The 11,914-nt window shown below is 61.4% G+C and carries 14 protein-coding genes; 6 read left to right on the top strand and 8 right to left on the bottom strand.

All coding sequences use genetic code 11. The annotated features are described in order from the left end of the window. Positions 1–167: 167 nt before the first annotated feature. Genes EEB13_RS09285 through EEB13_RS09275 form a run of 3 tightly spaced genes read left to right on the top strand, consistent with a single transcriptional unit; the run spans position 168 to position 3,118 of the window. Entirely contained in the window at positions 168–1,166 is a 999-nt protein-coding gene (locus tag EEB13_RS09285) for an acyl-CoA dehydrogenase family protein (RefSeq protein WP_033236981.1), read from the top strand. Then, positions 1,150–2,325, top strand: coding sequence for an acyl-CoA dehydrogenase family protein (locus tag EEB13_RS09280; protein WP_033236980.1), 1,176 nt, complete (start codon positions 1,150–1,152; stop codon positions 2,323–2,325). Before EEB13_RS09285 ends, EEB13_RS09280 begins: the two co-directional genes overlap by 17 nt. A 10-nt stretch (positions 2,326–2,335) precedes the next feature. Further along, complete coding sequence (locus EEB13_RS09275) at positions 2,336–3,118, top strand: enoyl-CoA hydratase (protein ID WP_033236979.1); 783 nt, start codon at positions 2,336–2,338, stop codon at positions 3,116–3,118. 57 nt (positions 3,119–3,175) lie between these two features. On the opposite strand, the gene EEB13_RS09270 is transcribed toward EEB13_RS09275, so the two are convergent. Continuing rightward, positions 3,176–3,757, bottom strand: coding sequence for a nuclear transport factor 2 family protein (locus EEB13_RS09270; protein WP_141485100.1), 582 nt, complete (start codon positions 3,755–3,757; stop codon positions 3,176–3,178). Positions 3,758–3,956: 199 nt separating this feature from the next. On the opposite strand from EEB13_RS09270, the gene EEB13_RS09265 reads away from it, so the two are divergent. From EEB13_RS09265 to EEB13_RS09255, 3 genes are read left to right on the top strand one after another with little or no spacing between them, the layout of a single operon-like run. Then, on the top strand, positions 3,957–4,883 hold the full coding sequence (locus tag EEB13_RS09265) for a TIGR03564 family F420-dependent LLM class oxidoreductase (RefSeq protein WP_033236977.1): 927 nt from the start codon (positions 3,957–3,959) through the stop codon (positions 4,881–4,883). A 17-nt stretch (positions 4,884–4,900) separates the two neighbouring features. After that, on the top strand, positions 4,901–5,530 hold the full coding sequence (locus EEB13_RS09260; protein WP_045064778.1) for a PaaI family thioesterase: 630 nt from the start codon (positions 4,901–4,903) through the stop codon (positions 5,528–5,530). Next, positions 5,508–6,071 (top strand): PaaI family thioesterase, encoded by a 564-nt coding sequence (locus tag EEB13_RS09255; protein ID WP_141485099.1) that lies wholly within the window; start codon positions 5,508–5,510, stop codon positions 6,069–6,071. Before EEB13_RS09260 ends, EEB13_RS09255 begins: the two co-directional genes overlap by 23 nt. A gap of 11 nt (positions 6,072–6,082) precedes the next feature. Here EEB13_RS09255 and EEB13_RS09250 read toward each other — a convergent pair whose 3' ends face one another. From EEB13_RS09250 to EEB13_RS09220, 7 genes are read right to left on the bottom strand one after another with little or no spacing between them, the layout of a single operon-like run. Further along, positions 6,083–6,880 carry an acyl-CoA dehydrogenase family protein gene (locus EEB13_RS09250; protein WP_218833729.1) on the bottom strand — a complete coding sequence of 266 codons (798 nt, stop codon included), beginning with the start codon at positions 6,878–6,880 and terminating at the stop codon, positions 6,083–6,085. Next, the gene (locus tag EEB13_RS09245) at positions 6,877–7,971 is read right to left on the bottom strand and encodes an acyl-CoA dehydrogenase family protein (protein ID WP_033236975.1); all 1,095 of its coding nucleotides are present in this window, start codon (positions 7,969–7,971) and stop codon (positions 6,877–6,879) included. The genes EEB13_RS09250 and EEB13_RS09245 overlap by 4 nt, the downstream gene beginning before the upstream one ends. Further along, positions 7,968–8,387 (bottom strand): nuclear transport factor 2 family protein, encoded by a 420-nt coding sequence (locus EEB13_RS09240; protein WP_045064773.1) that lies wholly within the window; start codon positions 8,385–8,387, stop codon positions 7,968–7,970. The genes EEB13_RS09245 and EEB13_RS09240 overlap by 4 nt, the downstream gene beginning before the upstream one ends. After that, positions 8,374–9,585 (bottom strand): metal-dependent hydrolase family protein, encoded by a 1,212-nt coding sequence (locus EEB13_RS09235; RefSeq protein WP_033236973.1) that lies wholly within the window; start codon positions 9,583–9,585, stop codon positions 8,374–8,376. The genes EEB13_RS09240 and EEB13_RS09235 overlap by 14 nt, the downstream gene beginning before the upstream one ends. Before the next feature lie 54 nt (positions 9,586–9,639). Then, on the bottom strand, positions 9,640–9,963 hold the full coding sequence (locus EEB13_RS09230; protein WP_033237421.1) for a hypothetical protein: 324 nt from the start codon (positions 9,961–9,963) through the stop codon (positions 9,640–9,642). Next, positions 9,947–11,212, bottom strand: coding sequence for an aromatic ring-hydroxylating oxygenase subunit alpha (locus tag EEB13_RS09225; RefSeq protein ID WP_033237420.1), 1,266 nt, complete (start codon positions 11,210–11,212; stop codon positions 9,947–9,949). The genes EEB13_RS09230 and EEB13_RS09225 overlap by 17 nt, the downstream gene beginning before the upstream one ends. Positions 11,213–11,215: 3 nt before the next feature. Continuing rightward, entirely contained in the window at positions 11,216–11,752 is a 537-nt protein-coding gene (locus tag EEB13_RS09220) for a carboxymuconolactone decarboxylase family protein (protein ID WP_033237414.1), read from the bottom strand. Positions 11,753–11,914: the final 162 nt, after the last annotated feature.

The following is an 11,914-nucleotide window of genomic DNA, read 5'->3' as shown; positions in this document are numbered from 1 at the left end:
AGCCCCCTTCCGATTGTCAAAAACATGTTTGCACTGTACCGGAGATGTCTGTGTCACAGTGGAACGACCAAGTGTTATTTACATTTTCGAGACTATTACTATCGCTAAGCGAGAATGCTATTCTCAAACAATAATGCACCGCAGCTCCGACAGGGAGGCAGTTCGGGATGCTCTTCGAGTTCGACTCCGATCAGCGACTATGGCAAAACACCGTGCGCGAAGTGACGGCAAAGGAATGCCCGTCGTCGCTGATCCGGGAGGTCGTCGACAACGACGCCAACCCGATACAAATTTGGAAAACTTACGTTTCGCTCGGTTGGACCGAGTTGACCGATCCTGATACCGCAGTTGAATTGGCAATCGTCTTGGAAGAGTTGGGCCGAGCGACGGATCCCACTCCCTACCTGGCGACAATGACACAATTTGCTCCACTTTCGAGTGAGCCGATCGATCCTGAGCAGCCGGGAACGGCAGTATTCGAGGGCGTCAGTGCCAGCCGTGACGGAAACGGGTGGCGTCTGGACGGCACGGCGCACCGCGTACTCGACGGTGATCGCGCCGAGAAGTTGGCCGTCGTCACGTCGGCGGGAGTCTTTGTTGTTCCGGCCGCGGACGTCACAGCGACGCGCAGTCCGATTTTCGATCCGGTACTTCATGTTGCGGAAGTGTCGTTCGACGGCGTGCGGGTCGGCGTCGACCAGCGCAGTAGCGCAGATCCGGCACGGGCCATGGACCTCGCGCTCACCGGAATGGCGCTCACGACAGTCGGAGCGTGTCAGCGCGTCCTTGATCTTGCACTCGACCATGTGCGGAACCGCAAGCAGTTCGGTTCCCTCATCGGATCGTTCCAGGCTGTCCAGCACAAAGCTGCCGACATGCACCTCGCAATCGAGCGTGCCCGTGCCCTCGCGTACTACGCAGCGCTGACGATTGCCGAGAACGACCCGAGACGGCGGCTGGCCGCGTCCATGGCCAAGGCTGCAGCCGGGGAGTGCCAATCGTTGGTGTTCCGCAACGGAATGCAGCTGTTCGGAGCGATGAGCTTCACCTGGGAAAACGACCTACAGTTTGCGCTCAAGCGTGCCAAAGCCGGTGAGCTACTGCTCGGCGGTGCGGCACAGCATCGGGCGCTGATCGCCGAGGAGTACCGTGCAACTCAACTTTGACGCCGACGTCGAGGAATTCCGGGCAGAGTTCCGCGCTTTCCTGGACGAGAATCTTCCCAGCGAGGCGCAGGCCGCGGAGCGCGCCGGATCCAGCGCGGATATTCCGCAGTGGGCGCGCGAATGGCAGCGTCTGCAGTTCGACAACGGTTGGCTGTTACCGGGCAACCCGCCGGAATTCGGTGGGCGCAATGCTGGGATCCTCGAGCAGTACGTGCATCTGGAGGAACTGTCGAAGCGGCGGATCTATCACAGCTTCAATCCGCAAGGACTGGGCATCATCGCCGCGTCGTTGCTCTCGTTCGGAACCGAGGAGCAGAAAAAGCAGTGGGCCGCACCGATTTTGCGTGCTGAGATCACCGCTGCACTCGGCATGAGCGAGCCAGGCGCAGGTTCGGATCTTGCGTCGCTGCGCACCCGTGCCGATCGTGACGGAGACCATTTTGTGGTCAACGGTCAGAAGGTCTGGACATCCGGCGCGCATGACGCCGACGTGATCCTGACCTTCGTCCGCACCGATCCCGACGCCCCCAAGCATCAGGGCATCAGTGTGCTGATGATCCCCACCGACTCACCAGGCTTGGTTCGCCGGCCCTTTGCATCAATCTGCGCAGACGATGATCTCGATTTCAACGAAGTGTTTTTCACCGATGTGAAAGTTCCGGCAGAGAACCTGATCGGTGAACTGAACAAGGGGTGGTCAGTGGCAACCGGTTCGCTCGGACACGAGCGAAACCTGTTGTGGCTCAGCTTTGCCGATCGCCTGCAAGATCTGATGGCGGACTTCCATCCGGCGACGGACATCGACCGGGATCACTACGCGACGCTCGTGATGGACCATCAGGCACTGCGTCTGCTCGGTTCGGCAGCGTTGGCGCGCGCTGCTCGCGGTGAACAGGACGTGGCCGCCCTGTCGATACTCAAACTGCTCGGTTCCGAAGCGGTACAACGCTCTTCGGAAGAGGCCTTGATCGCCGCCGGACCTGAAGGTTTGGTTCATCCGGCTTTGACGTCGGCGTACAACCCGATGGACAACGAGGCCTTCAGTTCGAGTTGGTTCGAACGTTATGCACGAAGCTTCGCCGGCACGATCGCCGGTGGAACCTCCGAAATCCAGCGCACTATCGTCGCCGAGCGCGTGCTCGGCCTTCCCCGAAGCTGAGGAGCCTGACATGTACATTCTCTACGAGGTGGCCGACAAGATCGCGACCATCACCCTCAACCGTCCCGAAGTTGCGAACGTCCAGAACATGCAGTTGCTCGACGAACTCGACGCAGCCTGGACCCGTGCGGCCGAGGACGACGACGTCGCGGTGATCGTAGTTCGCGCCGAAGGCAAGCACTTCTCGGCCGGTCACGACCTCAATGATCGTTGGCCCTCGCCCAAGGAAATCACCTTGGAATGGATCTACCGCGCCGAAAGCCGTCGATACCTGGAATACACGTTGCGCTGGCGCAACACTCCCAAGCCGTCGATCGCAGCGGTTCAGGGGCGCATCATCGCGGGTGGCTTGATGCTGTGCTGGCCGTGCGACCTCATCATTGCTTCCGAGGACGCATTGTTCTCCGATCCGGTTGCGCTGATGGGCATCGGCGGCGTCGAATACCACGGTCACACTTGGGAACTCGGCGCCCGTAAGGCAAAGGAAATCCTCTTCACCGGTCGTCCGGTGACGGCCGAAGAGGCTGAGAAGACCGGCATGGTCAACAAGGTTGTGCCGCGCGATCAGCTCGATGCCGAGGCGCGCGCCATGGCCTTGCAGATTGCCGAGATGCCGTCATTCGGCCTCCGTCAGGCCAAGCGCGCAGTCAACCAGACACTCGACGTGCAGGGCTTCTATGCTGCCGTGCAGTCCGTGTTCGACATCCACCAGACCGGTCACGGCAACGCCCTCAGTGTTTCGGGCTACCCGATCCTGGTGAAGTTGGACGAGATGAAGGAAAAGATCAAGTAGGGCCTTCGGCCCTGTGCGCCTTTCTGGTAGTTCGCGCTACCGGAAAGGCGCACAGGGTTATTCCCACCTTGCGGGTGCAGGCTTCTCCAACGTCAGCGGACGTTCGTATGACAAATCCTCGCGGTCGCGGGTGCCGACGAGGTAGCCCTTTTCTGTGAAGAAGGGCGATTGTAGCACCCGTGCGTCGGCGATGAACATTGCCTCGACGGTTGATCTCCGAACTGCAATGCGCCACTGCCCCTCTCGCCGTTCCAGGCGATCGAGATAGCGTCCGCTGATGAACTGCGCGCTCTTGCCGTCATTGCCGACGAGGACAACGATGACATAGCTCTCGGCATGTGCGACCTCGCCGTCGATGTCGCATGAGTGCGTGGTGATGTTGTGCGTGTGTACCTGCGAGGTTTCGGCGTGGGCAGTGTTCGCCCATTCACCGTATTCGGGACCGGTATTGGTTGCGAACCCGTGCTCGTCGACGCCGTCGTCGTGGTACGCGGCGGTGATGAGATCGATGTCGTGTCGATCGCATCCGCGGGCGTGCCGGCTGATGCAGTCCAGGATCGCGGTGCGATCCATGAGATAGCGAACTTCTTTCTGTAGTGTCTCGAGCTGCTGGGTCTCGGTGGAGTTGTCGAGGGTCATCCTCTGCTCATTTCAGCTGATGTGATGTCGGCGGGAAAGTCTGCCGCGATAGACGTATTGGACTATACAGTTGTATAGTCCAATCGTGGCGTGATTCGGCCGGGGGTCGTCTTTCTCCGTCGAGGCCAACCCAATTCTCTGGCAGCGTGATTCGCGCCAGACGGTGGCCGGGATCAGCCACTCCAACATTGGAGGAATCATGCGAATCGGATTGACCGGCGGCGCTTCGTCCACCGACAAAATTGTCCAGCAAGCACAACGAGCAGAGGCAGACGGTTTTACCTCACTCTGGTATGCCAGCACGGTAGCCGGTGATCCGCTGACTGCACTTGCGGTAGCCGGGCGGGCCACGACGTCGATCGAACTCGGAACTGCTGTTCTGCAGACCTATCCGTGCCATCCACTGCTGCAGGCGAATCGCGTTGCTGCCGTAGCAGAGGCCATGGGACGCAAGGGATTCACATTGGGGCTCGGACCTTCGCACGAATCGCTGGTCCGGGACGTGTACGGCTTGTCCTACGACCGCCCGGGTCGCAATACCGAAGAATATGTACAGATCGTCACCGCACTGCTTCGCGGGGAAGACGTCGACTTCCGCGGCGCGGATTGGTCGACGCGCAGTGCCGGCCGGATGGCCAAGGTCGTCCACGACGTCCCGGTGCTGCTCTCCGCCATGTCGCCCCGCATGTTGCGGGTGGCAGGACAATACGCCGATGGCACGGTGTTATGGATGGCGTCGGGCAAGGTGATCGAGTCCCACATCGCTCCCGCGCTCCATACTGCTGCGGAATCTGCGGGTCGCCCAGCGCCTCGAATTGTCGCCGGGTTGCCGGTGGCGGTTCACGACGATGCCGACGAAGCTCGCGCCGCTGTTGCTGCAAATGCCACCGCGTATGCCGGAATGCCCAACTATCAACGGGTTCTCGACGCCGGCGGAGCAAGCAGCCCAGCGGATGTGGCGATTGTCGGCAACGCTCGATCGGTGCGCGCACAATTGCAGTCCCTGGTGGATGCCGGTGCGACCGATATCTGGGCTGCCGTCTTCCCCGTCGGTGCGGACCGGAAGGAATCCGTCCGCCGGACCACTGATCTTCTCGCCGAAATGGCAACTCCGGTAACAGGGTAACTTCCGGGAGGAACCGAATGAGGTACGACGTGGACACGGTGGCACAGCAGGATTCGGATGAGGTTGCCCGAGCTGTTGTGTCCGTGCGGCGGCTGACAGCGGCTGTAGCGGCCGCCCGCTCCGACATGCCGGGGCTCTCTGCCGTGGCCTCGCGGATACATGCTCTCGCTGACGATCTCGAGGCTCGCTCCTGCTCTGCCGCGGAGCGGGTGAATCAGATGAACACTATCGGCAGGATCGTCCGATACAGTCCGGTAGTCGGATCCGCCAATGTGCTTGCAGCTCCGCTCCACTTGCGTCACATCGGCGACGGTAACGAGGGGACAGTCACTTTTTCGGTCGCGCATCAGGGTTCCCTCGGAGTAGTGCATGAGGGTTTTGCGGCGATGGTCCTCGACGTTGCTCTCGCGGAAGCGAACATGGCAGCAGGAGTCCCCGCCATGACAGCAGGTTTGACGCTTCGCTACCACCACCCGATGCCGGTGTGCTGCGACCTGACGGTACGGGCCTGGCATGTGTACGTAGACGGCCGAAAGTCGTGGTGCCGTGGAGAAATCTGGTGGGAACACGACCTGTGCGTGAGTGCAGAAGGACTGTTCATCGTTCCGCGCGAAGGAGGGGCTCGTGGCCAGGATCGACAGGGCTGACGTGATTAACCCGTCACCGATCGACGACGCGGCGGACGGACTGCGGCGATTGACTGACCTTCTCCTGAGGGTGGACGAGAACGATCCCGCCCTGGTCGCGGTAGCCGACGAACTCGACCGCATCGAAGCGGCGCTCGAGCAGAACGCTGGACCCGTGGAGTTCCGTGACCCTGTCAGTGGGAGAGGCAATGCCCTCGCACCGCCCCTGGATATGGAGAGATTGCCTGACGGCACTGTCCGGGCGACCGGCTCGCTCGGCCTGCCCTACCAAGGACCGCAGGGACTTGTGCATGGTGGGATGTCGGCGCTGATGCTCGATCACATACTCGGCCTGACACACCCGGAGGGATCGACCCTTCTGGAGGAACTGGTGGTGCGCTACCACCAGCCGCTCCCACTCTTCGAAGGCGTTGTGATCACCGGTCGTCGGATGAGCGACGAAGACGAGAAGGTCCGCGCTCACGGTGAGATCACCGTGGACGGGTACCTGGCGGTGTCGGCGGAGGCGCTCTTCCGTGACGCGCCTCCGCCGACGACCTGACTTGTGTGAGCTCAGCTCAGTTGCGTCAGACGTGGAGCAAATCCCTGAGTTCGGATGGTTGCCCCCGCCTCACGGGTGAGTTCCCGTGCACTGCCGAGCAATCCGTCGAGAAGCATGGCCCGACGGACGTGACGGTGAAGGTCGTGTTCGGCAGTGAAACCGATCCCGCCGAGTACTTGCTGGCAGTGGCGGGCCGTTGTCAGAGCGGCTTTGCCGGCCGCGGCCTTCGCCAGCAGCGAGCCGAGGTCGTCGGTGGCGGTATTCAACGTTGCTTCCGCGCCCTCGATGGCGACCAGCGTCTCGGCAAGCCGATGACGAACAGCCTGGAACGATGCCACCGGCTTACCGAACTGCATGCGGTTCAAGGCATGGGTGCGGGCGAGATCGAGCATTGCGCGACTGGTACCCACCAACCACCATCCGAGTGCCCGGCGACCCGCCGCGAGCGGGACGGCATCACCGGCCTCCACGACGCGTAGCGGAACATCGGTGTCCAATGTTGTTCCGGGTCCCTCGCTCCGTTCCCACAGGACCCAGCGCCCACCGGAGTACGGCAGCGCGACGGTACCGCCCACGGGCAGACTCAGCGCGGTATCGGCCAACACCACGTCGTTGACCAGTGGTGCATGGGCGCCGGTCTCGCCGAGCAGGCGAAATACCAGAGGCACTGCTACATCGGGCATTTCGGTGAGCATCTCGGTCCAACCGAGTTCGGTCATGGCGGCATCGAGTTTGCTGCCGGACACACTGAGCATTGTCTTGCGGAGCGTTTCGGTGAGCAGATTCAGCTCGTCGTCGTGCATGCTCATTCCTTCCCCAGATCCAGCAGCCGCCGCGCGATGATGTTGCGCTGAATTTCAGCTGTACCGCCGTAGATGGTGGCTGCACGCGAGTACAGGAACTCCGACCGCCATGGCGTCTCGTCGAGTTCGATGGTGCCAGGCAACAAGTCGCGCACGGTATCGAACAACTGCTGCTCGGAGGTCGCCAGCAGAACCTTGTCGATCGATGTCTCCGGGCCGATCTTTGCGCCCTCCGCCAATCGGGTTTGTGTCGCGAGGGACCGGGCTCGCACGGTGTGCAGTGCCAGGTAGGCGGCGCCGAGTTCGGCGTCATCTGTTGCGTCTGTGTCGGATTCGGCGAGCAGCTGATCCAGACGGGAGAACAGGTACGCGATCCGATGCCAGAAGCACGTGGAACGCTCATGGGGCAGTAGATCCATCGCCACTCGCCAACCGTCGCCCGGCTTGCCGAGCATGCGGTCCGCCGGAACGACGACGTCGTCGAAGTAGACCTCGGCAAACTCGTCGACTCCGTGCATGGTGCGCAGCGGCCGGACGGTGATGCCTGGAGTGTCCATGTCGACGAAGAAGGCGGTAATTCCGTCGTGGCCCGGCCCGGTACGGGTGAGCAGGACACATCGCGCCGAATACTGAGCCAGCGACGTCCAGACTTTCTGACCGTTGACAACCCAGTTTTCCCCGTCTCGGACTGCCCGGGTGCTCAGCGACGCGAGATCGCTACCCGAACCGGGTTCGGAGAAGCCCTGGCACCATTGCTCACGTCCACTGAGAAGTCGCGGAACCATTTCCGCTGCCAACTCCGGCCGGGCGTACGAAATCATCGTGGGAGCAAGGACTTCGATCATCGAGTAGATGCCGGGCTCGGCGAGGTCGCGAGTGGCAACTTCCTCGCCGAGAACCGCACGCAGGACAGCGGGCCCACCGAGCCCGCCGACCTCCTCGGGCCAGCCGTACCGCATCCAACCCGCGTCGAACAGTGCACCTCGAACGCGGCCGAGCTGTTCTACCTGACCGTCGAGCGAATGATCGGATCCGGGGGAGAGATCGTTTTCGGCCAGCCAGGTCTGAACGGCCGACCGAAATTCGGGGACGTTCATGCCCCCGGACGATCGAAAGCGTGAGGAATACCCGAATCATGATCGCCGTTGCGGCGCAGGAACGTCATCGCGCGCGTCTGCAGCCGCCAACCGTCTTCGGTGCGCAGGTACGTATCGCTGTAGTAGCCGATCCGCATGTCGTGCGTTGCATGATCGACGAAGCACAGTGTCTGGCTTCCGGTTGCCGTGTCGGCACCGGTGAATTCGACGACGGGTGTCCCCGTCATGAACAGCCCCTGGGGAGCGGCCGCAACCAGAGCGGGAAACTCGTCGAGTGGGTACTTGTCGCCGAAAGCGCTGTACGTGCCGTCCGGAGTGAACACAGCGACAACACCGTCGACATCGCCCTTGGTCATGTTGACCGCATAGCGAGCGAGAAGTTGCGAGATCTCCATGATCTCGTCAGTTGTTGACATAAATCTTTCCGCCCTTCATGACGAAGCCGACTCGCTGGGTAACCGTGATGTCCTCCAACGGATCTCCGGGTACCGCAATGATGTCGGCGAGTAGACCTTCGGCCAGACGGCCACGGTCGGTGACGTTGATGAGATCTGCGGCGACGGTGGTGGCCGCCCGCAACACCGCGATATTGCTCATGCCGCGAGAGACGAGGGCAACCAGTTCGTCTGCATTCTTTCCGTGCGGGATTGCCGGCGCATCGGTGCCTACGGCGATCTTCACACCGGCGTCGTATGCCGCCTTGACCGAAAGTCGTGCACGCGGGAACATTTCGGCCGCCTTGGCCTGTAGCTCCGGCGCGGCCTTGGAGGTATCCATGGCGTCGGCCAAGCGCGTGGTCGGCACCAGGAAGGTGCCGTGCTCGACCATCATTGCGATGGCCTCGTCGTCGACCAGGAAGCCGTGCTCGATGCAGTCGATGCCGGCTTCGATTGCCGCCTTCACTGCTTCTGCGCCGTGCGTGTGCGACGCGACACGCAGACCGCGTCGGTGCGCCTCGTCCACGATCGCACGCAGTTCTTCGTTGGAATAGTGTTGCGCACCAGGTAGTCCGGTGTGTGACATGACTCCACCCGAAACGCAGACCTTGATCAACTGAGCGCCGTGCTTGATCTGGTAGCGAACAGCCTTACGGCACTCGTCGACACCGTTGGCGATGCCCTCTTCGATAGTCAGGTCCAACACGCCGGGAGCAAACGCCGCGAACATCGTCGGATCGAGGTGGCCACCAGTGGGAGTGATCGCGTGGCCGGCCGGGATGATTCGCGGTCCGTCGACCCAACCCGCATCGATTGCCTTGCCGAGAGCCACGTCGAGCAGGTAGCCACCGGTTTTCACGAACAGTCCCAGGTTGCGAACAGTGGTGAAACCCGCGCGCAGAGTGCGACGTGAGTTGCCGACGGCACGCAGCATCCGGAGCGGCGGATCATCCTGAACCGTTGAGTAGACCGGCTTTTCGCCGCGTCCACCCATCAGCAGGTTTACCTCCATGTCCATGAGTCCGGGAAGAAGAATCTGGTCGCCGAGGTCGACGATTTCGCCTTCGGGTGTTCCGCCGATTCCGACGATCTTGCCTTCGTCGACCTTGATGACGGCCGGCCGGACGATCTCGCCGCTGTCGACGTCGAGCATTCCCGCTGCTTTGAGTGTGATCATGTTCAGTCCCTTTGAGATCAGAAGATCAGAAGATCAGACGATCGGTAGATCGGGTCAGACGACGGGTTCGACGGTGACGGCTACGTAGGCTGCGCCGCTGTCGGGGACGCGGGGTTGTTTCCAGACTTCGATGGGGAAGGTGACCATGACGAAGGATTGCATGAGGTGTACGAGTGCTCGTGCGTCGTCGGGTAGGTCGTCGAGGGGGAATTTGTCGCAGTAGGTGATGGCGTCTTCGAGTCGGTTGAAGGCGGCGTCGTAGAAGTCTTGCATTTCGGGCATGGTGGAGGCGAGGCGTTTTGCGTAGCGTTCGCCTTCGGTGGGGAGGATCCAGTCGGCGAAGCGTTCGAGGTCGGCGAAGTCAGTTGGTAGTGGCATCGCGGTGCTCCTTGACGTGTGTTCGTGCGGTGTGGTGAAGGTGGCGGATGAGGAGTTCTTGGTCGCAGAGGGGGAATTCGGTGACGGTGCGGGTGGCCATCATTGTTTGTGAGGCTTCGAGGGTGTTCGCGTCTTGGAGTGCGTATTCCTTGAAGGTGACTGCGGCGAGTTCGTGTGCGAGTCGTTCGCGGGTGTTCTTGGGGGGTACGAAGTAGAGGCTGGCTTCGAAGATGTGTTTGTCGACTGCGGTGGGCCAGTAGTGGTAGGTGAGGTACCAGCCTGGTGCCCAGATGAGGAGCATGAAGTTGGGGAAGATGGTGAAGCTGTCTTCGCCCCAGGCTGCGTGGCGTGCGGGGTTGAGCGTGGGGGGTAGGGGGTCGAGGCCTTCGATGTCGGGGCGGTCCCAGGGGCCGAAGAGTCCGCTGCGCAGTGCGCGTTCGATGGGCTTGACCATGTTGAGGTCTTTCGGCGGTGCCATTCCGCCCCATGAGGAGATGAGGGAGTGGGGTCCGTCGAGTTCGTAGTGGAGTGCTTCGAAGCCGGTGGCGGCGAGTTTGTCTGCTTCGGCCTTGGTTGCCTGCTTCTGGTGCAGGATGGGGGCGTGGTAGAACTCGGCGAATGCGTCGATGAAGAGTTTCCAGTTGCTGCCGATTTCGGCGCGGTAGCTGTAGACCTCGGTCATTTCGTGGAAGGGGTAGCCTTCGACGCCCTTGAGCATGGGGCCGAGGTATTCCTCGAGGCTTTGCTGGGGGTTGAGGTTGACGAAGATGAAGCCTTGCCAGGTTTCGCAGGTGACTTCGACGAGTCCGTAGTCCTGCTTGTCGACGTCGAAGAATTCGCCTTCTTGTTGGATGAAGGAGAGTTTGCCGTCGAGGTCGTAGCGCCAGGCGTGGTATTTGCAGGTGAACTGGCGGCAGGTGCCTGAGGTTTCGTCGCCGGGGATTTCGTTCCATACCAGCTTGTTTCCGCGGTGGCGGCAGACGTTGTGGAATGCGCGGATGGTTCCGTCGGCGCCTTTGACGATGATCAGGGAGGTGTTGACGGCGGCGAGTTCTTTGGTGAAGTAGCTGCCGGTGCGGGGGACTCGTTCGACGCGTCCGACGTTGAGCCAGGTGCGTTTGAAGATTGCTTCGCGTTCGGCTTCGTAGTGTTCGGGGTCGATGGAGTCGGTGTAGTCGACGGGTGCGGTGCCGAGGTGGGGATACTGTTCGGTCCAGCTTCCCGCGGCCGGTTTGGCGAAGTGTGGCACGGTCTACTCGCTTTCGTGGTCTGGCTCGATGCCAAATGAGTTGAAGGCCATGGCCATCAGGCCATAGCAGCCGACGGTGAAGACAAAATCCATCAGCTGTCGTTTGTCGAAGTACTCGCTGAGTGCAGCCCAGGTCTCGTCGGAGACGATCGAATCGACTTCGAGCTCTTCGACGGCGCGCAACACCGTGATGTCGGGTTCGACGAGGGCTTCGCCGCGCATCGCCGATTCGATCTCGGTCGGCGTCAGGCCTGCTTCCTCCTGGGCGATGATGATGTGGTGGGTCTTCTCGTAAGCGCAGTTTCGGCGCGTTGCAACCCTCAGGATGGCGAGTTCGCGCAGGCGCGGCGGAAGGCTGTTGCGGTACAGCATTCGCGTGCTGAAGATGAGGAAGTCCCTGGTCAGTTCAGGGTGATTCACCAGAGTGGACAGAGCCGGTCCGGCACCTTCCGGGTTCTGCCGCTCACGGGGCAGCATTCCGCGCAACGACATTCGGACCTGGTCGTCCCAATCTGCTTCGGGTAACGGAGATAGCCGCATCAGATGTTCGTTTCCTTTGCTGTCATCGAAAGGCGCAATATTTTCGATCTCATCTTTGAGAATCACATTCTCTTTAACTGAGCGCAATATTTCCACAGTCCTCACCCGTCGTCAACGTCGGCCGGGTTCGGTCGGTCTACACACAAAAAACACGCGGTGTTC

Origin of the sequence: Rhodococcus sp. WS3 (genome assembly GCF_003797085.1) — a bacterium.
Classification (GTDB): Bacteria; Actinomycetota; Actinomycetes; order Mycobacteriales; family Mycobacteriaceae; genus Rhodococcus_F; species Rhodococcus_F globerula.
The sequence above is the reverse complement of the archived record's forward strand: the minus strand, read 5'-3'. Positions and strand labels throughout refer to the sequence as shown.

Coding starts and splice junctions, on each gene's coding strand:
- EEB13_RS09285 (WP_033236981.1), top strand. CDS start 168: ATGCTCTTCGAGTTCGACTCCGATCAGCGACTATGGCAAAACACCGTG.
- EEB13_RS09275 (WP_033236979.1), top strand. CDS start 2,336: ATGTACATTCTCTACGAGGTGGCCGACAAGATCGCGACCATCACCCTC.
- EEB13_RS09270 (WP_141485100.1), bottom strand. CDS start 3,757: ATGACCCTCGACAACTCCACCGAGACCCAGCAGCTCGAGACACTACAG.
- EEB13_RS09265 (WP_033236977.1), top strand. CDS start 3,957: ATGCGAATCGGATTGACCGGCGGCGCTTCGTCCACCGACAAAATTGTC.
- EEB13_RS09260 (WP_045064778.1), top strand. CDS start 4,901: ATGAGGTACGACGTGGACACGGTGGCACAGCAGGATTCGGATGAGGTT.
- EEB13_RS09250 (WP_218833729.1), bottom strand. CDS start 6,880: ATGAGCATGCACGACGACGAGCTGAATCTGCTCACCGAAACGCTCCGC.
- EEB13_RS09245 (WP_033236975.1), bottom strand. CDS start 7,971: ATGAACGTCCCCGAATTTCGGTCGGCCGTTCAGACCTGGCTGGCCGAA.
- EEB13_RS09240 (WP_045064773.1), bottom strand. CDS start 8,387: ATGTCAACAACTGACGAGATCATGGAGATCTCGCAACTTCTCGCTCGC.
- EEB13_RS09235 (WP_033236973.1), bottom strand. CDS start 9,585: ATGATCACACTCAAAGCAGCGGGAATGCTCGACGTCGACAGCGGCGAG.
- EEB13_RS09230 (WP_033237421.1), bottom strand. CDS start 9,963: ATGCCACTACCAACTGACTTCGCCGACCTCGAACGCTTCGCCGACTGG.
- EEB13_RS09220 (WP_033237414.1), bottom strand. CDS start 11,752: ATGCGGCTATCTCCGTTACCCGAAGCAGATTGGGACGACCAGGTCCGA.